The organism is Myxococcus sp. MISCRS1 (genome assembly GCF_026626605.1).
GTDB lineage: Bacteria > Myxococcota > Myxococcia > Myxococcales > Myxococcaceae > Myxococcus > Myxococcus fulvus.
The window spans coordinates 5156428-5177986 of record NZ_JAPNKB010000001.1; the positions used below are offsets into that span (position 1 = coordinate 5156428).

At 70.4% G+C, this 21559-nt stretch carries 15 protein-coding genes; 4 read left to right on the forward strand and 11 right to left on the reverse strand.

What is annotated here, in order from left to right; translation table 11 throughout:
• Positions 1–102: 102 nt before the first annotated feature.
• A complete protein-coding gene (gene tkt, locus OWM54_RS20400; protein WP_267698551.1) occupies positions 103–2163 on the forward strand; it encodes a transketolase in 2061 nt (686 codons plus the stop codon).
• A 228-nt stretch (positions 2164–2391) separates the two neighbouring features.
• Here the strand turns inward: tkt and OWM54_RS20405 are convergent, their stop codons facing one another.
• The 4 genes from OWM54_RS20405 to OWM54_RS20420 all read right to left on the reverse strand — a co-directional run bounded on the left by OWM54_RS20405 (position 2392) and on the right by OWM54_RS20420 (position 7731).
• Positions 2392–3897 (reverse strand): hypothetical protein, encoded by a 1506-nt coding sequence (locus tag OWM54_RS20405; protein WP_267698552.1) that lies wholly within the window; start codon positions 3895–3897, stop codon positions 2392–2394.
• A gap of 303 nt (positions 3898–4200) precedes the next feature.
• Positions 4201–5094, reverse strand: coding sequence for a tRNA pseudouridine(55) synthase TruB (gene truB / locus OWM54_RS20410; RefSeq protein ID WP_267698553.1), 894 nt, complete (start codon positions 5092–5094; stop codon positions 4201–4203).
• 132 nt (positions 5095–5226) lie between these two features.
• A complete protein-coding gene (locus OWM54_RS20415) occupies positions 5227–6408 on the reverse strand; it encodes an FAD-dependent monooxygenase (RefSeq protein WP_267698554.1) in 1182 nt (393 codons plus the stop codon).
• Between the two features lie 201 nt (positions 6409–6609).
• A complete protein-coding gene (locus OWM54_RS20420) occupies positions 6610–7731 on the reverse strand; it encodes an AAA family ATPase (protein WP_267698555.1) in 1122 nt (373 codons plus the stop codon).
• 242 nt (positions 7732–7973) lie between these two features.
• Here OWM54_RS20420 and OWM54_RS20425 point away from each other — a divergent pair, with 242 nt between their 5' ends.
• Entirely contained in the window at positions 7974–9632 is a 1659-nt protein-coding gene (locus tag OWM54_RS20425) for an LVIVD repeat-containing protein (RefSeq protein ID WP_267698556.1), read from the forward strand.
• A gap of 15 nt (positions 9633–9647) precedes the next feature.
• Here the strand turns inward: OWM54_RS20425 and OWM54_RS20430 are convergent, their stop codons facing one another.
• From OWM54_RS20430 to OWM54_RS20445, 4 genes are all read right to left on the reverse strand, one after another.
• Positions 9648–11078, reverse strand: coding sequence for a S28 family serine protease (locus tag OWM54_RS20430; protein ID WP_267698557.1), 1431 nt, complete (start codon positions 11076–11078; stop codon positions 9648–9650).
• A gap of 88 nt (positions 11079–11166) precedes the next feature.
• Complete coding sequence (locus OWM54_RS20435) at positions 11167–13233, reverse strand: M36 family metallopeptidase (protein WP_267698558.1); 2067 nt, start codon at positions 13231–13233, stop codon at positions 11167–11169.
• Positions 13234–13375: 142 nt separating this feature from the next.
• On the reverse strand, positions 13376–14113 hold the full coding sequence (locus OWM54_RS20440) for a hypothetical protein (RefSeq protein WP_223784148.1): 738 nt from the start codon (positions 14111–14113) through the stop codon (positions 13376–13378).
• A gap of 66 nt (positions 14114–14179) precedes the next feature.
• Positions 14180–16405 carry a DPP IV N-terminal domain-containing protein gene (locus OWM54_RS20445; RefSeq protein WP_267698559.1) on the reverse strand — a complete coding sequence of 742 codons (2226 nt, stop codon included), beginning with the start codon at positions 16403–16405 and terminating at the stop codon, positions 14180–14182.
• A 76-nt stretch (positions 16406–16481) separates the two neighbouring features.
• On the opposite strand from OWM54_RS20445, the gene OWM54_RS20450 reads away from it, so the two are divergent.
• Entirely contained in the window at positions 16482–17387 is a 906-nt protein-coding gene (locus OWM54_RS20450; protein ID WP_223751006.1) for a LysR family transcriptional regulator, read from the forward strand.
• 4 nt (positions 17388–17391) lie between these two features.
• Here OWM54_RS20450 and OWM54_RS20455 read toward each other — a convergent pair whose 3' ends face one another.
• The 3 genes from OWM54_RS20455 to OWM54_RS20465 form a co-directional block, all read right to left on the reverse strand.
• Positions 17392–17601, reverse strand: a complete 210-nt coding sequence (locus OWM54_RS20455) for a hypothetical protein (RefSeq protein ID WP_223784150.1) — start codon at positions 17599–17601, stop codon at positions 17392–17394.
• A gap of 183 nt (positions 17602–17784) precedes the next feature.
• A complete protein-coding gene (locus OWM54_RS20460; protein WP_141332502.1) occupies positions 17785–18666 on the reverse strand; it encodes an AraC family transcriptional regulator in 882 nt (293 codons plus the stop codon).
• 45 nt (positions 18667–18711) lie between these two features.
• Positions 18712–19650: an NAD(P)/FAD-dependent oxidoreductase gene (locus OWM54_RS20465; RefSeq protein WP_267698560.1), complete on the reverse strand. Its 939-nt coding sequence runs from the start codon at positions 19648–19650 to the stop codon at positions 18712–18714.
• Between the two features lie 326 nt (positions 19651–19976).
• On the opposite strand from OWM54_RS20465, the gene OWM54_RS20470 reads away from it, so the two are divergent.
• Positions 19977–21554, forward strand: coding sequence for an LVIVD repeat-containing protein (locus OWM54_RS20470; protein WP_267698561.1), 1578 nt, complete (start codon positions 19977–19979; stop codon positions 21552–21554).
• Positions 21555–21559 lie beyond the last annotated feature (5 nt).

Consider the following 21559-nt stretch of genomic DNA (forward strand, 5'->3'; position numbering starts at 1 on the left):
ACTGCCGGACGGCGAGCGGGCGGGCTTGGTCCTTTCGTGCGGCGCACCGGCGCGAGTTCCGGCATGGTGCGCCCCACGATCCGCCGGAAGCTCGAGGACCTTATGACCACCGATACGCAGGACCTGCTGAGCATCAACACCATCCGCACCCTCGCCATGGATGCGGTCCAGCAAGCCCACTCGGGTCACCCGGGGGCCCCCATGTCCCTGGCCCCCGTCGCCTACCAGCTCTGGCAACAGGAGCTCCGGTACGACCCGTCCCACCCCATCTGGCCGGACCGCGACCGCTTCATCCTCTCCAACGGCCACGCGTCCATGCTCCTGTACGCCCTGCTCCACCTGGCAGGCGTCAAGCGCGTCACCCGCGACTACAAGGTCGAGGACGCCCTCAGCGTCTCGCTCGAGGACATCCAGAAGTTCCGCCAGCTCGACTCGTCCACCCCCGGCCACCCCGAGTACCGGTGGACCAGCGGCGTGGAGACGACGACGGGCCCCCTGGGCCAGGGCGTCGCCAACAGCGTGGGCATGGCCATCGCCAGCCGTTGGATGGGCGAGCACTTCAACAAGCCCGGCTTCGACCTGTTCACCCATGACGTCTACGCCATCTGCGGCGACGGAGACCTCATGGAAGGTGTCGCCTCCGAGGCCGCGTCCATCGCCGGCCACCTCAAGCTCGGCAACCTCTGCTGGCTCTACGACTCCAACCACATCTCCATCGACGGCAGCACCGACCTGGCCTTCACCGAGGACGTCGGCAAGCGCTTCGAGGGCTACGGCTGGCGCGTCCTCCACGTCCCCGACGCCAACGATTTGACGGTCCTGGGCGAGGCGCTCCACACCTTCAAGACGCTGCGCAACAACCAGCCCACCCTCATCATCGTCACCACCCAGATTGCCTTCGGCGCCCCCAAGCTCCAGGGCTCCTCCAAGGCCCACGGCGAGCCGCTCGGCGACGAGGAGATCAAGGGCACCAAGCGCAACTACGGCTGGCCCGAGGACGCGAAGTTCCTGGTCCCCGACGGCGTGCGCGAGCGCTTCCAGGAGCGCGTGGGCGCCCGCGGCAAGAAGCTGCGCGAGGCGTGGGACGCTCGCTTCGTCGAGTACCAGAAGCAGTTCCCCGAGCTCGCCGATGAGCTGACGCGCATGCAGCGCCGCGAGGCCCCCAAGGGCTGGGACTCCGAGCTGCCCACCTTCCCCGCCGACGCCAAGGGCATGGCCACCCGCGAGTCCAGCGGCAAGGTGCTCAACGCCGTGGCGAAGAACCATCCGTGGCTCGTGGGCGGCTCGGCCGACCTGAACCCGTCCACGAAGACGTACATCACCACGTCCGAGTCCATGAAGCCCGGCGAGTTCAAGGGCCGCAACATCCACTTCGGCGTGCGCGAACACGCGATGGGCTCCATCGTCAACGGCCTGTGCCTCAGCAAGGTGCGCGGCTACGGCGCCACGTTCCTCATCTTCAGTGAGTACGAGCGCCCCGCCATCCGCCTGTCCTCGCTGATGGAGCTGCCCGCGCTCCACATCTTCACCCACGACTCCATCGGCCTGGGCGAGGACGGCCCCACCCACCAGCCCGTGGAGCAGCTGGCCAGCCTGCGCGCGATTCCGGGCCTCATCGTCCTGCGCCCCGGCGACGCCAACGAAGTCGTGGAGGCGTGGCGGGTCATCGGCCAGCAGAAGAGCCACCCCGTGGTGCTGGTGCTCACGCGCCAGGCGGTGCCCACGCTGGACCGCACGAAGTACGGCGCGGCGTCGGGTGTGGCCAAGGGCGGCTACGTGCTGGCGGACGCGGCGGGCGGCAAGCCGGAGGTGGTGCTCATCGGCACGGGCAGCGAGGTGCAGCTGTGCCTGGACGCGCACGACAAGCTCACCGCCGAGGGCATCGCCTCGCGCGTGGTGAGCCTGCCCTCGTGGGAGCTGTTCGAGCAGCAGTCGCAGGAGTACCGCGACAGCGTGCTGCCGCCGAACGTGCGCGCCCGCGTCGCCGTGGAGAAGGGCGCCGCCTTCGGGTGGGAGCGCTGGGTGGGCTTCCAGGGCGGCATCGTCGCCATGCGCAGCTTCGGCGCGTCCGCGCCCATCAAGGCGCTCCAGCAGAAGTTCGGCTTCACCGTGGACAACGTGGTGAAGGTGGCCAAGGACACGCTCGCCAAGAACAAGGCGTGAGCCACCGCGCGCCCCACGCGCGCGCCTGAAGAAACGAAGGGCCCGGACCATCCCCCAACGGTCCGGGCCCTTCTTGCTTCTGTCCCTCGGTACCGCATCAAGAATGGGGCTCGGGCCATCCCCCAACAGTCCGAGCTCCCGCTGCCCCCCTTAAAGAGGGGCGCTCCCACAAGAAAAGGCTCCCGAACCATCCCCCAACGATTCGGGGAGCCCGAGGGCTGGCTCCCCCTATGTCGGAGCCGCCCGTTTCAAAGTCATCGCCAGGCCGCGTGGTGTTCGTGAATCAGGCGGCGATGATGCGCGGCGGGAGGACGGGCGTGCTGGCGCGCTCCATCTCCTTGAGCATCTTCTGGAACTCCGTGTTCGCGATGCCGTCTCGCCCTTGGCCAGCGCGTCCGAGGCGTACTTCCCGTAGAGGTCCACGACCTTCTTCGCCTCGGGCGAGAGGCGGTCGTAGTTCTGCATCGCCCACTTCTGGAAGTCCGCGTGCTCCACGCCCGCGCCCTGCCCGTCGAAGTCACCCGCGCCCTGGTTGATGGCGTCGGTCAGGTCCTTGCCGGAGATCTTCCCGCTCTTGCCGTCCAGGCCCTCGAGCGCGGTGCGCATGGTGTCGTCGCGGAAGGTCTTGTGCTGGGACGCCTCCTTCACCGCCGCGTCCAGCTCGGCCTTGTCGAGGCCACCGGTGCCCGACTTCATGGCGTGCTGCTGGAACGTCTCCAGCACCTTCTGCGCCTCGGGCGTCATGCGGTCCTTGTTCTTCTCCGCCCACTTCTGGACCTCGGCCAGCTCCTTGGGCGTGGCGCGGCCACCGTCGGACACACCCTTCTGGATGGCGCCCAGCATGTCCTCGCCGGAGATGGGGCCGCTCTCCTTGTCCAGCTCCCCCATCGCCTTCTTCGCGCTCACGTCACCGACGCTCTTGAAGTCCTTGAGCATCTTGTCCAGCTCGCCGCGCGACAGGTCCTTGTCCCCGGAGGCCATCGCCTTCTTGGCGTGCTTCTCGAACTTGCCCAGCACCTCCTTGGCCTCGGGCGACAGCTTGTCCTGGTTCTTCTTCGCCCAGTCCTGGAAGGCCTTGAGCTCGTCGCCGGTGTTGTTGTCGCGGTCCTTCACGCCGCGCTCGATGGCGCTCGACATCTGCTCACCGGAGATGGGCTTGGGCAGCGAGTCCAGCTTCGCCAGCTGCTTCTCGGCGCCCTTGTCGCCGATGCCCTTCATGTCCTTCATCATGTCGCGCCAGTCGCCGTCCTTGTGGCCGTTGGCCTGGCGCTCGGCGGCGAACTTGGAGAAGCGGTCCATCACCTGCTTCGCCTCGGGCGTGAGGCGGGCCTGGTTCTTCTCCGCCCACTCCGAGAACGCGCGGTACTCGCCTCGCGCCGCGTTGCCGTCACGGTCTCCCGTGCCACGACGGATGGCCTCGGTGAGCTGGTCCGCGGTGATGGGGCCCTTGGTCTTGTCCAGCTTGTTCGTCTCGCGCAGCGCCCCCGTGTCCAGCGGGCTCCACTCGTTCGGCAGCGGGCGGTTGGCGACCCCACCGCGCGAGGAGCCCGCGTCGAAGCTGTCGCCACCGGCGCGGCCGTTCTGGCCCTGCTGCTTCATCGCGTTGCGCAGCTCCTTGAGGAGCTTGTGCTCGCGCTCGAGAACTCGCTCGAGCTTGCCTTCGAGCTTCTCCAGCTTCGCCTCGGTGCGGTTGAGCTTCTGCAGCGCGGGCTTGAACGTGGTAGCGATGGCCATTTGGGGTCTCCGTCGTGTGCCGTGGTGAGCACCCCTATTGCGCGTCCCGTGCCACAGACGCCTACCTTCACTTCTTCTTTATTTTCAGGGAGTTACGGCGCACCTCGGTGGAGGTGGGGGGTGGTGACACCTGTCACCACCGGTGACAACAGTCACCAGCTGGAGGCCCGTTGGGTGGTGACTGGAGTCACCGGATCCTCGCCCTGCCTGTCAAAGAGCCGCACCCGCCCCCGTGTCCCGGGACGCACAGGACATACGGACGACCCTCGAAAGCAGTTTCATGTGCCGGACAGCGAGCCCTGCTCACAGTCCGCCGCGAAGCTCCGACTCGCTCCACAGCGCGCCGTCCCGCTCACGCAGCAGGAACACGAGCCGGCCCTGGTGGAAGCCCCGCACCGGCGCCTCCGGGTCCGGGAACCCCGTGGGGAGACGCCAGTCCGGTGGGTTCGTACCGATGAGCGGAATGGAGCGCTCGCGACGCAGCTCGCCGACCTCGTGGTCCGTGAGCGGACGCACTCGCGCCCAGGGGAGCAGCTCGCGGCCCGTGGCCAGCACTCGCGTTCCGGGCTCGGGGTCGGCCCAGGGGCCGATTCGTGTGCGGCGCAGCGTGGACAGGTGCGCGCCACAGCCGAGTGCTCGACCGAGGTCTCTCGCGAGGGAGCGCACGTAGTAGCCGCCCCGGCAGGTCAGCGTGAGGCGGCTGGTGCGCGGCAGGTCGTGCGAGAGCCAGCTCGCGGAGTGGAGGTACACGCGCGATGGAGGCAGCTCGACCACTTCACCCCGGTGTGCCTTGCGATACGCGGGCTCGCCGCCGACCTTCTTGGCGCTCGTGGCGGGCGGGACCTGCGCTCTCCAGCCGAGGAACGGGGCGAGCGCGGCGTCGAGCTTCTCGGGCGTCAGGGATGATGTGTCCCCCTGGGAGACGGGGCGGCCATGCAGGTCCCCCGTGTCCATCTCCGTGCCCCAGATGACGTCCGCTTCGTAGGTCTTGGGCACGGCGTGCAGCAGCTCGAACAGGCGCGTGGACTGTCCCACGAGGATGAGCAGCAGCCCTGCCGCGAACGGGTCCAGCGTGCCGCCGTGACACACGGGCACGCGCTTGCCGGGGACGGCCCGGGTCTCCTCGAGGAACGACTGCACCACCGAGAAGCTCGTGAGGCCCACCGGCTTGTGCACGCGATAGAGGCCCGGCGTCATGAAGCCACCCTGCACGGAGGATTGCGCTTGCGCGGAGTGAGGGCTGACACGCTCGGAGACCCGGGGAGGTGGGCAGCATCGCGCCTGCCGGTGGGGTGTGTCACCGGAGAACGGCGCCGCCGTGGACTGGGGCTATGCGAGGAAGTCGTGGGCGACCACGGAGCGCAGGTGCTGGAGCGCCACCGCGTGCGGGAGGGCCTGCATCAACACGTCTCTCGACCATCGTGCCACGGGGTTGCGGAGGTAACGGAGTGACCCGGCTCGCCGGCTCATGTCGGCGACGTGCTTCGTGCGGGGCCGGCGCGTGGCCTCATAGGCCCGCAGGGCTCCGCGCAAGTCGCCGCCTTCCCGCAGGTGCTTCGCCAGGACCAGCGCATCCTCGATGGCCTGACAGGCCCCCTGCGCCAGGTCGGTCACCATCGCGTGCGCGGAGTCTCCCAGCAGCGTGACGGGCCCTTCTCCCCAGCGCGACAGCGTCTCCAGGTCATGGATGTCCGTGCGGAGGATGTCCGACTCGCGCGTGGCCTGGACCAGGGACTCGACGGGCGCCATCCAGCCGCGCACGTGGCGCAGCACCGCTTCGCGATGACCGCCCTCCTCGTCACGTCCACCCTCGGGGGCTCGGGCCATGAGGAACCAGTACATCCGCCACGTGCCCTCCGGACCCCGGCCGAGATGACAGATGCCGAAGCGGGTTCCCTGGCCGTAGAGCTCGAACTGACTGCCCTCGGGAATCATCTCCGTCGGGACAGTCACGATGCCGCGCCATGAGGTCCGACCGCTGTAGCGGACTCGCGACTCCGGGCGCAGTTGTTGGCGGATGACGGAGCGCAGGCCATCCGCTCCGACGAGGCAGTCACCCCGCGCCTGCTGACCGTCCGCGAACTCGACACGGACCTCGTCGCCCTCCACGTGGAAGCCCGTGCATGCCGCCGCCATCCGGACGTTCTCCGGTCCGAGCGCTCGCAACAGCACCTGCTGGAGGTCCGCGCGGAGCAGCGTCACCGTCGGCTGCCCCAACTCCTCGCAGAGCGCGTTCACGTCGAGTCGCGAGAGCACCTTGCCGTCCCACCGGTGCATCACCGTCTGTCGCCACCGGGCTCCCCTTCGAGCCACCTCGTCGGACAGCCCCAAGAGAGAGAAGGCCCACATCGCGTTCGGCCAGAGGGAGAGCCCCGCACCGAGCGCCTGGTAGTCCTCGGCGCGCTCGTACACCTTCACCCGGAGCCCTGCTCGACGGAGCGCGAGGGCCGCGCACAGCCCACCCACGCCGCCACCCACGATGATGACTTCACGCGCTGGCACGAGCGACATGCCTCCTTCTCAGGAACGGTTCCGAAGCGGCTCGACTCTATCGCCCACGTGGACTTGTGGCTGGCCAGGACATCAGGCGCGCTGATTGACGGCGTCACTCACGGATGTGGGATGTCCGCGCGGGACTCGCGGCTGGTCATGGCCTCGGGCGCACGCACGGACTGATGGAGTGTCCACGAGCGCGGCGGGTGGAATGGGCGCTCACGCGTCATCGTCGGGCTCGTCCTCATCATCCTCCGAGCGTCCCTCCACCTGCGTGGCGCCGTCCTTCTTCACCAGGTACACGGGCTCGCAGCGAGTGGCGCTCGCCACGGTGCGCGCCAGCAGTTCCGCGTGCGTCGTCACCCAGACCTGGGAGGTCTTCGACGCCTTCGCGAGCAGCCGGCCCAGGGGCTCCAGCAGGTCCGGGTGCAGGCTCGTCTCGGGCTCGTTGAGCGCGAGGAACGCGGGAGGACGCGGGCTGAGCAACGCGGCCAGCAGGCAGAGGTAGCGCAGCGTGCCGTCGGACAGCTCGGCCGCCGCCATGGGGCGACTCAGTCCGGGCATGTGCAGGAACAGGCTGAAGCGGCCCTCCTCCGAGCGGACATCGAGCCTGGCGCCCGGGAACGCATCGTCGATGCCTTGGTCCAGGGCTCGGTCGTCCCCGATGTCGAGGATGGTCATCAGCGCCGCCGCCAGGTCCGCGCCGTCATGCGCCAGCACCGGCGTCCTCACACCCACGCGAGGATGACGCATGGGCGCGTCCGGGTCCGTGCGGAAGTGATGGTAGAAGCGCCACGAGGCGAAGGTGCGCTGAACCTCCGACAACCAAGGGAAGCGGTGCGGCTCACCCAGTTGGTCCAGCACCGACTCCGCGCTCCAGAGGTGGGTGGGAAACACCACCCGCTTCCCATCGGCGTCCCGCATGAAGGCCGTGCGGTCCTTGCGCTCCATCAGCACCACCTTGCGCCCTCCGGAGAGGGCCCACAGGTGCTCCGTCTTCACCTCAGGGTCCAGGCGGAAGGGGTCCGGCATCTTCGGGACAGGAGGAACGATTCCGCAGGTCAGCTCGTACGCAAGCTCGCCCAGTTCCACCTGCACCGACAATCGCACGGGCTTCTTCGCCATGCGCGGCCCAGCCCATAGCACGCTCGGCGTCCCGCCCTCCTCCGCGAGCGTCCGCGCCAGCCTTCCCTCCGCGGCCACCGACAGCAGATACAGCGCGCGGTACAGGTTCGTCTTGCCGCTCCCATTGGCGCCGACAATGACATTCATCGGCCCGAGTTCCATCGAGAGCCGGCGCACCGAGCGGTAACCCGATATCTGCAAACGCGTGATGGGCATCGAGCGCCCACCCTACCGCGCCCGCCTCGCGCCGCAACCCGAACACTCCGCCGGGGCGGCTCGCACTTCGAAGTCTCGACACACCGCGCACATCCTCGCGCCACCCACCACCACGAGCCACTCGTGGCGCCGAGTCCACATCACACGGCAACCACTTTCCCATCCAGGCGCCATGCCCCTCGCACCGCGACGTATCCGCGAAAGGTCGCCTCGCGCGACCTCTCCCCGGCCGAGGTCCACGGATGACTCACCCTCCCCGCTCACATCGAATCCTGACGTCCCTCTGCGTCCTCACCCTCGCCCTGTGCTCCGGCTGCGACGACGACGACAAGCCCCGCCGCGCGGCTCCTCCCGACGCGAGCGAGTCGTCCCAGGACGACGCGGGAACTCCCGACGCGGGCACGCCCTGGGACGGCACCGCCACCCCACTCGAGGAGCGCGGCAACTGGGTGGACCCGGGCCGCGCCTCCGCCTGCGACTTCGACACCGCCGACGCCTCCACCTCCCCGTGCCAGGAGCCGTCCCGCTTCGACGTGTCCTCGTGCGACCCCACCGCGCTCGCCGCCCTGGAGCAACACGGCATCTACATGGTCGACCTGCGCACCGAGCGCACCCTCGGCGATGGCGGTACCCTGGCCACGGGCGCTTTCACCTCGTTCCGACTCAGCGAGGACGGCACCCAGGACACGATGATGGGTCAGCCCCTCCTCACCCGCGACACGCGGGACGGCGGGTTCTCCCTCGTCTCGCGCACCGTGACGAACACCACCACCACGCTGAGGGGCTGCGACACGCTCGCGCCGGACCGCATCACCGGCTGCTTCGCCCGCTGCTTCGGCGCCGGCGCCATCCAGAAAGGGACCTTCACCGCCCACCGCGTCGCGAAGTGGTCCGGTGAACCCGAGTCCTCCGGCGGACTCACGCTCCTCTCCGAGACCCACGTCGCCACCGGCGAGCCCGTGGACGTGTACGTCGCCAAATCCCACGCCTACGTCGTCTCCATGCGACGCCTGGGCCGCAACGGCGGCCTGTCCGTCTACGACGTCAGCGACCCGCAACACCCCGTCTTCAAGACCTCCATCAGCCTGCCCCAGGACAACCTGTGGAACGCCGCCTGGGCCCACGGGGACGCGCTCTACATCGCCAGCGCCGACTCGGGCACCGTCGTCTACGACATCTCCAACCCCGCCGCGCCCGGCTTCGTGCGCAACCTGCCCTCCGGCACCTACGGCGTGCACACCCTGCTCGTCGATGGCCAGCGGCTCTACGCGATGGCTCCGGAGAGCGGCACCTTCGTCTACGACGTGACGAACCCGCTCGACCCGGTGCTCCTCACCAACATCTCCCTGCCCGAGCCCCTCTCCCTCGCCGGGCCCCATGACGCCTTCGCCTACCAGGGACGCCTGTACATCAGCAACGCGAACGGCGGTTACTCCATCATGGACGTCACGGACCTCGAGAACGTGCGGCACCTGGGCCAGTTCGTCCACGGCAACAAGGCCTTCGCGCACCACAGCGCGGTGGGCACCTTCGCCGGTCGCACCATCGCCTTCGAGGGCGGTGAGGGGCCCGGCGCCCACCTGCGCGTGCTCGACGTCACCGACCCGGCCCACATCGTGAAGATTGGCGAGGTGCGCAAGCGCAACGTCACCTCCATCCACAACCTCATCCTCCGTGGCCAGACGCTCTACGTCGCCTGGTACCAGGAGGGCCTGCGCGTGTTCGACGTGAGCAACCCCACGAGCCCCCGACAGGTGGCGCACCACAACACCTATCGGGAGACCGACCCCGAGCGAACCGACAGCCCCTTCACCGGCGCCTACGGCGTGCGCGTGCCCGGTGACGGGCACGTCTACGTGGTCGACTCCTCGCGCGGGTTGCTCATCTTCGACGAGCTCTGAAGAGCCCCTCCGGACTCAGTGCCTCCGGATGTGACGCAGCAGCTTCTGGTACCGCGCGCCCTGCTTCTGCTCGGAGACCTCCGGCACCTGCACGGGCGCGCCGGCCCAGTCGGACAGCCGCTCGAAGAAGAACGTCCGCTGCGGCTCGGGCAGCGCCGTCAGCGTCCCGTAGAAGCCAATGCCCTCCGGGTCCACGACACGGTACGCGTCGTTCCACGGGCTCACGTGGAACGCGGAGGCGCTCCACGGGCTGAGCGCGCCATCCAGGATGAGCACCTGCTTCGCGTGCAGCCGCGCCCACACCTCCAGCGACAACAGCGGCACCGGGTTGTAGAACTTCGTCACGCCCAGGGGCGGCAGGAACGTGGGCACCTGTCCGCCCGGGTAGCGCAGCAGGTCGCGCAGCTCCGCCTCCGGATACAGCGGCGCGCCCAGCTCCGTGGCGCTCTGGTAGCTCTCCGGCTCACCGAACGTCGCCAGCGCCTGGTCCGAGAAGACGTACGCCGGGCCCGCCACCAGGTCCACGAAGCCGAACAGCTCCTCCGCCGACACCGTGGGCTCCGGGATGCTGTCGCAGTCGTACGGCGCCAGCCCCAGGTACTCCCAGAAGTTGAACGACAGCCGCACCACGCTGAACTCCAGCGACTTGTCCACGCCCAGCGTGTCGAAGGTGAAGCCCCACTCCACCTGCGCCGCCAGCAACGGCGCCAGCTCCTCACGCCGCGCCAGCGCCGCGCGCTGCACCGCCGTCAGCTTCGTGCGGCACGTCGCATCCCCCACGTTGCGCAGGAAGTGCGCGGCCCGCGCGTCCTGCAAGCCCAGGCTGTGCCGCTCCGCGTACGCCAGCGTCCCCTGCACGTCGTTCGGGAAGTAGTAGCGGTGCAGCAGCGCCGCCGTGCCGCCCCGGAACACGCCCGTGGACAGCCACCGCCCCGTGTAGAGCGTCTTGAACACCTCCACCACCCGGTGCGCGTCCGCCGCGGACTGCCACACGTCCAACAGGCGCCAGTCCCGCGAGGCCGGCGTCGAGGTGCCGTAGAAGCGGTGCTCCACCGTCACCTGGTTGCCCTTGAGCAGGTCCACCGGCTCCGCGGCGATGGGCTCCGTGAAGAGCTCCGCGCCCTCCGTGTCGATGACCATCGGCGCCGTCGTCGACCGGTGGAACAACGTCATGCGCTGCAGGAACTTCTCCCCCCGCGGACGGCGATGGTCCGCCGGCTGCTCGAAGTCGAGCGTGAAGAAGCGGAAGTCCTCGAACTGCTCATCCCCCAGAATCGTCACCCCCGGCAGCGCCTCCAGCCGCGCGCGGATGTCGTCGTCGATGGCGCGTCCCGCCTGCCCCACGTCCTCGGGCGAGCCCGCGGGCCCCGCGTCACCACACGCCCCCAACAACGACACCACCAGCGCGCCCACCAGGCCCCGAAGCCAATGCCTCCGTGCCAACATGTCTTGCTCCTCTCGATGGAAACCCTCACAGGGGTGCCTCAAACTCTCGAATCGAGAGGGCCACCGTCCAGAACGTGGCGGGTGGTGCTCAGCGCGGGGTGCGCGAAGGAGCGTCGTCGCGGCCCCTGACGAAGTCGCACGACGGCGGCAACGCGTAACCGTTGACGGCGACGGCGTTGAAGGCGGTGGCGTTGGAGCCCAGGCCGAAGCCCGCGAAAGCGCGCCACATGCGGCAGACGTCCTCGCCTCCGTGCAGCGTGTGCGCCGCGCTGATGATGGCGTCGCGCGTCTGGAGGAAGGAGGGGTTGCAGGGGGCGCGCTTCAGGCCCTCGACGAAGTACAGCAGCATGCGCTGGTTGCCCGCGCGGCCCTGGGCGTCGTGGAGGTTCGCGTCGAAGCCCCACTGCGTGACGAGCGCCCAGTACACCTCCCACAGGGCCTGCGCGAACACCGCTCCCACGCCGTGGGGCACGGGCAGCGTGTTGCTGCTCTCGTAGGTCCAGGTGTTGCGCAGGGGGTCCAGCGTGTAGGGCTGCGGACGGAGCCCCGCGCCCGTGATGGCCTGGTTCAGGAGATAGGTGCCCACGCCGCGCGGCGTGTTCGCGGTGTCGCCCGGGCGCGCGGTGAACACGAGCGCCAGGAAGTCGCTGAGCCCCTCGCCGGGCTGCTGGCGGTTGGTGAGGCACGAGACGATGGAGGGCCCACCGACGAGCCGGTTGGAGACGCCGTGGCCGTACTCGTGGGCGATGATGCCGCTGTCGAGCGAGCCGTCCCGGTCCGGGTCCGGCGCGGTCCACAGGTAGAGCTGCATGCGCGGACGCACCCCGTCCGGCGGCGTGAGGAAGTTGGCGTTGTTGATGCCACCGCCGTCCTGCGCCTCGGCGCGCACGTCGTCGTTGCCCAGGCCGCCCCGCCCCAGGTTGTTGACCTGGAAGTTGCCGGCCACCTCGTCGAAGCCGTACGGGTACAGCACGTCGTGCAGGCGGTTGTTCCAATAGAACAGGTTCACGACGGACGCCGAGACGTACGTGGACGGCGCGCCCGTGAGGTCGAGCGGGAAGACGCAGTCGAGCCTCACGCCACAGTCCGGCTCTCCCGACGTGGGCGGCAGGTTGTTCGCGTCGCGGTCCTCGTACGCATGGACGTTGTTGCCGCGCGGCGTGGTGTACTCCGCGCCCGCGACGCCGTCCGTGTCGTGCCAGCCGTGGGGTGACGCCTCCGTCGCGCGTCCATCCGCGGGCGGCAGCGGGGCCGTGTGGTGGGGGCCCTCCACCGGCATCGGGTAGACCTTGTACGAATCGCTCGCGACCTGGTCGAAGCGCGTCCAGACCTCGCCCGTCTCCGCGTCCACCGTCAGCTCGTAGGCGTGCCGTGCATCCAGCGTGTGCACCAGGAAGCGCCACACCCAGCGGGACTCCCCCCGACGCAGGGGCAGCACCGCGAGCGACGCGTCGATGGGCTCGCTCGACAGGCCCGCCACCTCGACCCGGGTGCGCCGCGCCGGGCCCGGCTCCGCCTCGAGCGCTCGCGGCGCTCGGGCCAGCGGCACCCCCAGGTGCTTCGCCGCGCTCCGGACCGCCTCGGCGGCGCCCAGGCGAGGCGTGGCGCCCACGAGCGTCGACTCCACCGAGGGCTGCAGGTCGCTGTGCACCGCGAGCACGCGCCCCTCGCGGTCCACGTTGAGCTGCAGCCGCGCATTGTAGACTTCGACACCGTTGTACCTTTGTCGCAGATACAGGTGCGTGGCGCCGCTGGGCCTGGAGTAGACCCGGTCAGCCACCTCCAGGCCCGCCACGTCCGCGAGCTCCAGACCCAGGACGTCGAGGTTGCGCTGGACGAACGCCAGCCCCACGGCCAGCGCGTCTCCCGGCGCGGGTTCGGAGAGCGCGCCCACCAGGTTCACCAGCGAGCGCACCCGCCCCGTCGAGGGGTCCACCTCCACGCGGAGCTCCGGCACCGCGCGACGCAGGCGGGCCTCCGCTTCACCTTGGACCGCGGAGACGCGCCGGCGCGGGCCCGCGTTGTGCGACAGGCGCGCGTCGTGGTGCCGCTCCGTCGGGTCCCGCGGGGTGACCGCGCGGGCGGAGGGAAGCCAGAGCACTCCCGAGACCAGCACCGCGCAGACGAGGGACTGGCGGACATCACGTGAGGACATGTCGTGTTCCTGGGTCGCGACGGAACAGCCCCGACATGGGGCGGTCGCGCACCGGGAGGAGACACGCGTCACCCGGAGGCCTCCAATGCGCCCCCGCGTGACTTATCGACTTCCTGGCGGAAGCCCCCGGCGACGCGCGGACTCAGTCGTCATAGAGGACACTCCACTGGTCATCGTACGTCTCGGGTTTGCCCTTGGGGCGCAGGTGCGCGAAGGACAGGGTCACCTCCACCTCGAACTCGCGCTTCTCGGGAGGCGTGCCCAGGTAGACGTACTTCGTCCTGTTCTTGATGCAGGCATCGAGCATCCGCACGGACGTCTTGGGGAGGACGTGGCCCCGCATGCCCTCGCCGTTCGCGTCGAACCGCGCGTGGAGCGTGAAGCGGCGAGGGATGGTGCCGTCCCGGAGGATGGCCTCCTTGCCGCAGTAGTCGTACTGGCGCAGCTTCTTCGCGAGCTGGAGGGCGCCCCAGGCCTCGTTCGTCCTGGGCATCGGCGGAGGCGGCCGCTTGACGGGCTTCTCCACGATGATTTCAGGCACGGGCGGCGGTGCCTCCACGATGGGAGGAGGCGGCGGCGGAGGCGTGACGATGGGGGGCGGGGGCGGCGAGACCGGCCTGGGCGTGACGACCCGGGGAGGGGGCTCGTCGTGAGGCGACAGCGCCAGCATCAGGGTGGCGGCGAGCAGGCCGCCCGTGAGGCCGATGCCCAGCAGCCCCCAGGCGACGATGACCTTCGTGTCGTTCGACGACCTGGGCGCCGGGACCTCCTTCCACCCGAGGGGGAGGGGGTTGTTCGAGGGCCGGGGCCGGTCCGCGCCGCAATGGCCGCACGTCGACTCACGCTCCACCGACTTGAGGAAGGGGGCACCGCAGTTCACACACCGAAGACGGACTCTGGCCACGGCCGGAGTCTACCCCAGGGTGCGTTCGTGCCCAGGCGCCGTTCACCGGGGCTCGCCCAGCGTGCGCAGGAAGAACAGGCCCACGTCGTCCCGGGAGTAGCGACTGGCCGCGCCCCGCGGGGAGTGGGGCTCGCCAGGCATGAGCAGCAGCTCGAAGCGCTTGCCCGCCTTGATGAGCGCGTCCGCCATCCGCATCGTCACCGAGAGCGTGGCGTTCACGTCGCTGGTGCCGTGCATCAGCTTCAGCTGTCCCTTCAGCTGGTGCGCGAGCGCGAGGTTGTCGCCCGCCGCGTAGCCCTGGGGATTCTGGTCGCGCAGGCCGAGGTAGGGCTCGTTGATGATGGCCTCCTCCTCCAGCGCGCCCGGCGCCACGGCATAGCCCGCCTTGAAGAAGTCCGGCGCCGTCAGCATGCCTCGCAGCGTGAAGTAGCCACCCCACGAAGCCCCATGGAGCCCCACGCGCTCCAGGTCCATCCACGGACGCGTGGACGCGGCCTGCTCCAGGCCCGTGACGTAGTCGGGAATCTCCGTCTGCCCCACGCGGCCGTGGTTCGCGTCCTGGAAGGCCTTGCTCCGTCCGGGCCCTCCGCGCGGGTCCAGCAGCACCACCACGAAGCCGAGCTGCGCGAGTGCGCTGGCCGTCAATGACTCGTAGTTGCCGATGTAGCTCCATGGCACCACCGAGAGGAAGGGCCCCGCGTAGATGTGCGCGATGACGGGGTAGCGCTTCTTCGGGTCGAAGTCGCGCGGCTTGTAGAGCACGCCGTGCAGGGGCGTGACGCCGTCGGCCGCCTTGACGAGCAGCGGCTCCGGCTTCGTGCCGCCGAGCGCCTCCAGCTCGCTCGCGTCCGACGTGGTGAGGCGCACGCGCTGGCCTCCCTTCACGGAGACCAGCTCCCGGACGCGGGGCTGCGTGCGCGAGGACCAGGTGTCGACGTAGTACTGGCCCGAGGGGGACGGCGTCATCCGGTGCATCCCCGAGCCCGAGGACAGCCGCGTCAGCGCGCCGCCCTTCAGGCTGCCCCGGTAGATGAGCTGCTCGTAGGGCGCGCCGCTGTCCGCGGACGCCAGCACGTAGAGCGCGTCACCGGTGGGCGCCACGGACACGACCTGATGCACGGGGAAGGCGCCCCGCGTCACCTGCCGCACGAGCTTCCCCGCGCGGTCATACGCGTACACGTGACGCCAGCCGTCGCGCTCGGACATCCACAGGTAGCCGCGCCCCGAGGGCAGCGCCGTCACCTGCTGCTCGAAGCCGCCCACCGCGAAGTCGAGACCCGCGACGAACGTCTCCGGACGCTCCTCGCGCAGCACGTGCCGACGCTGGGCGCTCCCCGGCGTCACCGCGGTGAGGTCCAGCCGCTTCGCGTCCCGCGAGAGGTGGAGGCACAGCGCCTCCGTGCCCTCGGGGTTCCAGCCGGCGAAGAAGTCATACGTCTCACCCTCGACGGGGGCGACGCGCGTCACGCTCCCCGTCGTCACGTCGACCAGGTGCAGCTCCGAGCGCGGCAGCGGCGTCCCCACCTTCGCGTACGGCACCGTCGTCACCTTCTCCAGCGCGGTGGCGTAGTCCACGACGGGGACCTGGTGCACCGCGCGCGTGTCCTCGCGCCACACCACGAGGTAGCGACCATCCGGCGACCAGGCTCGCTCGGGAATCCGCCAGTCGAGCCGCTCCTCGCCCTGGCGCTCCACCACGGTGGCCCCGTCCGCGCCCAGCACCGCGAAGCCGCCCTCCTTCCGCACCGCGAGCGCGCCTCCCCGCGGCGCGAGGACATGCTCGCGAGACAGCGTCAGCGCGGCCCGGTCCTGGGGCGACAGCCGCGTGACCTTGCCTCCCGACAGGCCCAGTCCGAAGGTCTTCCCGTCGAGCTGGAACACGATGCCCTGCTCATCCGGCGCCAGCGCGACGTCGTGGAAGCGCGGCGCCGTCACCGGCCTGCCCAGGAGCGCGGAGAGCTGGCGGCGCAGCGCTTCCCCGGACACGAGCGGCTCGAGCTCGCCCGTCCTCGCGTGCGCCAGCACCCACGTCCCGCCGTCCTTGCCCTCGCGGGCCCAGAAGACCACGCGGTCTCCCTCGCGCAGCCACCGGGGCGGCACCAGGCTGTCCCGCACGAGCTCCACGCGCCGGAGGTACCGGTCCGCCAGGTCCAGCCTGGCCTGGGTGCTCGTGTCCGGGACGGGCGCGAAGACCGGACCGGGCGGGTCCGCGAGGACGGGCGCACCCGTCAGCGTCGTGAGCATCAGGGCGAGGAAGGAGAGTCGCATGCACCGATGCTAGGGAGCCGCATCCTTCACGACCAATATCTCTTTCAGCACCCATCCAGACGGATATCGTCTCGATATGGAATTCCGTCAGCTCCAGCTCTTCATCGCCGTGGCGGAGGAGCTGCACTTCGGACGCGCCGCCGCGCGCATCGGCATGGCGCAGCCGCCGTTCAGCCAGCAGATCCGCCGGCTGGAGTCCGAGCTGGGCGTGGAGCTGCTCACGCGCACCAGCCGCCACGTGGCCCTCACCGCCGCCGGGGCGCGGCTGTTGGAGGAGGCTCGCGCGCTGCTCGCCCGACGCGTGGACGCCACCCACGCCGTGCGCGAGGCCGCGAGCGGCGAGTCGGGCACGCTGCGCGTCGGCTTCGCGGCGTCCTCGGCCTTCGGCGTGCTGCCGGACATCGTGCTGCGCTTCCGCACGCGCTTCCCCAAGGTGAAGCTGGAGCTGGATGACAGCGAGACGCTCAACGTCGGCGCGGCGCTGGCCTCGGGGGAGCTGGACCTGGCCATCCTGCGCGCGCCCTTCCGCCACGAGGGCCTCACCGTGGAGCGGCTCCTGCGCGAGCGCTTCGTGCTCGCCCTGCCCGCCCGTCACCCTCGCGCGAGGCAGCGCGTCGTGGCGCTGTCGTCGCTGGCGCACGAGCCCTTCGTCCTGTTCCCCCGCCACTCCGCGCCCGGCCTGCACGACCTGGTGACGAGCATGTGTCTGGCGGCGGGCTTCTCCCCCAACATCCGACAGGAGGCGCGCTCGTGGCCCTCCGTCGTCGGCATGGTGGAGGCGGGGCTGGGGCTGACCATCGCGCCCGCGTCCTCGCAGGCCCTGTGCCCCAAGGGCGTCGTGTTCCGCCCCCTGAGCGGCGCGCCCGGCCACGCGGAGCTGGTGGTGGCCTTCCCTGGACGGCGGCCGTCACCCGCCGCGCAGCACTTCCGCGCCCTCGCTCACGAGACGGTGTCCCGCTCGGGGCGCGACACGTCGGACTGAAGGCTCAGGACGCGGTGGGCCCGCTCTTGCGACGACCCTTCCTACGGGACGGGGACTCCGTGTCGTTGGCCGCCACCTGCGGGCCCAGGTTGAACCAGAACGGGCACAACAGCGGCGGCGCGCCGCCTCCCTCCGGAGCGGAAGACCCCTCCTCGGGGTTGAGACACACGGGCCGCGCGGCGCCCCTGCCTCCTCGACTCGCACGCGTCGCCATCAGCGACACCGCCCGTGCTGTCCCGCTGCTGCGCTGAAGCATGGGCACGCAACCGCCCCTCGGGGAGCAGCCCTCGAAAGGCTTGCTCCCGATGAGTCCCTCATCGGCGTCGGCATGCCCCGGAACTACCCAGATGACAGTTTCCTGTCAATCCATTCGCCCCACGAAATAGAGAACGTGCGTTCAGCGCACCCCTGGCGCCATGCGTCGCCTCCATGCGGCGGGTGTCACACCATGCACGCGACGGAAGAGTCGGATGAAGTGCGTCACATCCGCGTAACCCACCCGGTCCGCGACGATGTCCACGCGCTCGTCGGTGTGGCGCAGCCGGCTGCGGGCCTCGGCCATCCGACACTCGAGAATCCACTCGCCCACGGTGCGGCCCGTCTCCTGGCGCACCACGCCCGCGACGTGTGGCGCCGAGCGGCCCAGCTCCTTCGCCACCTTCGCCAGGGACAGGGGCTCCAGGCAGTGGGTCTCGATGTACGTGAGCGCCCGGCGGCTGAGGCCCACGGACGCGGGCTCCGTGAGGGCCTCGGGGGAGGCCATCCGCTCCAGCTCGATGAGCACCAGGCGCAGGAGGGACAGGCTCGCCTCTTCGTTGCCGCGCTCATTCCGGGTCTGCTCCTCCTCCATCAGGCGCATCCAGCGCAGCAGGCGGCGGCGCTGCACGCTGGTGGGACGCAAGACGGGGTGGCAGCCCGCGCGCACGCGCAGCAGCGGCCCCAGGCGCGCCTCGCGCTCCTCGGCGTTCGCGGAGAGGGCCTCGGGATAGAAGCCCAGCCCCAGGCCCTGCGCGTCCGAGTGCTCATGGCCATGCGCATCTCCCGGTGGGATGAGGTGCACGTCGCCCGCGCGCAGCACCAGGTCCCCCGCGTGCCGCACGTGTGACTCGCCCTTCAACACCAGGACGATGGCGGCGTACGCGTGGACCCTGGCGCGGGGGGTGACTCGCAGGGGCGCCACGGGCCCCAGCGTGCCGACCCACGTGAGCCGCCGCTTCTCCTCGAAGTCCTGGCGCAGCGTGGAGGGGGGATGCACACAGGACTGCTCGGTGGACGCCATGGGGTCGTTCTCGTAGCGGTTGGCGGGGCCGGGCTCAAGCCGGCGTCAGGCCGGGTGCGCCAGGCCCAGGGCGTCCATGTTGAGCAGGTGGTTCAGCGTGTAGGCCGCCATCGCGCCCGCCGACGCGGCCACCAGCGCCCCCTGCAGGCGCGTGGTGAGGTCTCCGGCCGCGTAGATGCCGGGCACGGAGGTCTCCAGCGTCGGGCCCACCTTGACGAAGCCCAGCTCGTCGAGCGCGAGCCCCAGGCCCTGGACCAGCGCCGTCTGCTTCTGGGGCGGGTGCGCGAAGAGGTACTCCTGCGGCACGCGGGTGCCGTCCTCCAGCTCCACCGCCTCCAGGTGCTGGCCATCCTGGGTGGGGATGAGGCCGCGCACCTTGCCCTCGACGACGCGCACCTCGGCGCGGCGCAGGGACTCGCGCTGCTCGGCGGTCAGCGCCAGATGGCCCTGGGTGTAGAGCGTGAGGTTGGAGGTCCAGCCCTTCAGGAAGAGGACGAAGTCGACGTACGGATGATGCGTGTTCTCCTGGGGGACGAGCACGCCCCAGCCCCGGTCCCGAATCTCCCAGCCGTGGCAGTACGGACACTGGAAGACGCTGTGCGCCCACAGCTCGCGGAAGCCGGGCTGGTCCGGCACCTGGTCCACCAGGCCCGTCGTCAGGAGCACCTTGCGGGCCTCGACGACGTGGCCGTCGCCCAGCGTCACCTGGAAGCGCGTCCCCTTGGGCTCGATGCGCTCGACGCGCACGTCGCGCACGTCGACGTCGTAGGGGCGCAGCTGCTCGCGGCCGATGGCGCGGAACTCTGCGGGGGGGATGCCGTCCCGGGTGACGAAGCCGTGCATGTGCTCCGCCCGCTCGTTGCGCGGAGCGCCCGCGTCGCACAGCAGCACCCGCTTGCGGCCCCGTCCCAGAATCAGCGCGGCACTCAGGCCCGCTGGGCCACCCCCCACAATCACCACGTCCTTCACCTGTGTGTCGTTCATGGTGAAGAACTAAACGGGAGCCCTTTCTCGCGGGAGAGCGCAGATTCAGGGCGAATCGGCGCATCGTCGGGTCCGCTCGCCTCCCTGACCGGGCGTGCGGGCCAGCGTTCGCTGGAGTCTGGCGGGCTCGGGATGTGGTCCCGTGGACACCGGGCGTCCCGCATCCGCCGTGGTGGGTGGGTGCGAACACAGGGCACATCCCCCAAGACGTATGGCGTTCACCACTCCGCGGCGGCGTGCGCTTCCCGAGCGGACGACCTCATTCCTACAATCCTGGAGCGGGAGCTCGCTGGCCGGCGCGTGGCTCTCCACCCGGGAGGTACGCGATGCGGCCCGCGCTGCCAGCGTCGATGGCACTGCTCGCCTGTCTGGCGACGGGCTGCGCGTCGTCGGATGAGCCCCCTTGGGATGGGCGCTACACGCCGCTGGAGGAGCTCGGCGACTGGAGTGATTACGGGCCGCTGTCCGTCTGCGGCGTCGTCGAGAGCGGGGCCGCGTGCGGCAGCCTGGAGTCCTTCGACCTGTCCGGCTGTCGACGCCACACGCTGGAGCAGCTGGAGCGCATGGGGGTGTATCGCAGCCTCCTGCGCATCGATGCGCGCAACGGCGCCCCCGCGCGCTTCGTGCCCATGGGCGGAGGCTTCAAGCTGAACGCGGCGGGGACGCCCGAGCAGGTGCAGGGCGCCAACGCCGTGGCGGGCGTCTGGGACGCGCGGACGCTGTTCATCGCCAGCGAGACGCCGGATGGGGGTCTGTTCACCTTCGCGGGCTGCAACGCGGTGAACCCTCGCGCCGTCACGGGGTGCTTCACGCGGTGCCGGGACGGGGTGCTGGTGGAGTCGGGGACGTTCCGCGCCGAGCGCGTCACGCGCTTCCAGGGCGAGCATGAAATCTCCGGCGGGATGCGGCTGGTGTCCGAGCGCGCGGTGGGTCTGGGTCCGGCCGTGGACGTGCAGCTCATCGACCGCCATGCGTATGTCATCTCGCAGGACCGGCGTGGGCGGCCGGGGGGGCTCACGGTGTTCGACGTGAGCGACCCAGCGGTGCCGCTGCGCGTGGCGGAGCTGAGCACGCCAGGGGACACGGACTGGCGGGGCGCGACGTTCAAGGGCGGGATGCTCTATGTCGCGAGCGCCAGCTCGGGGGTGGTGGTGCTCGACGTCTCCGTGCCCTCGGCGCCGGTGCTGGTGCGCCGCGTGTCCGCGAGGGCCTCGCCGGGTGTGTCGATGGTGAGCGTGGACCGGGACCGGCTGTATGCCGTGTCCACGGACGCGGCGGTGGGCACCTTGATGTTCGACATCAGCGAGCCCGCGGAGCCGCGCTTGCTGGAGCGCATCGTCTCCGGCATGCGCATGCCGGACCAGCCGTCCTCCCGGGGCCCGGTGAGCTACCAGGGCCGGCTGTATGTGAATCACCGGGGCGCGGGGCTGCAGGTCGTCGACGCGCGCGCGTCCTCGGGGGTCCGGGTGCTGGGGCACTACACGTATCCGTACGCCAACAGCCGAGCGAGCGCGGTGGGCACGTTCGGCGGGCGCATCGTGGCCTTCGAGAGCAGCCTGGGCATGGGGGCGCGGCTGCGCGCGCTGGATGTCAGCGAGCCGCGGCACATCGTGAAGATAGGGGAGTACGGCCTGCGCGCCGTGGTGTCCCCGCGAGCGATGGAGCTGAGGGGCTCGCGGCTGTACGTGACGTACCACCAGGAGGGGCTGCGCGTGCTGGACGTGAGCAACCCCACGAAGCCGCGCGAAGTGGCGTACTTCAACAGCTTCCGCGAGACGGACCCGGGACGCGGGGACTCGATGGAGGAAGGCGCCACCGGGCTCCAGGTGCCCGGGGATGGCCATGTCTATGTCGTGGATACGTCGCGCGGACTGCTGGTGCTGACGGAGCCTCCGGGGGAGTGACGCCG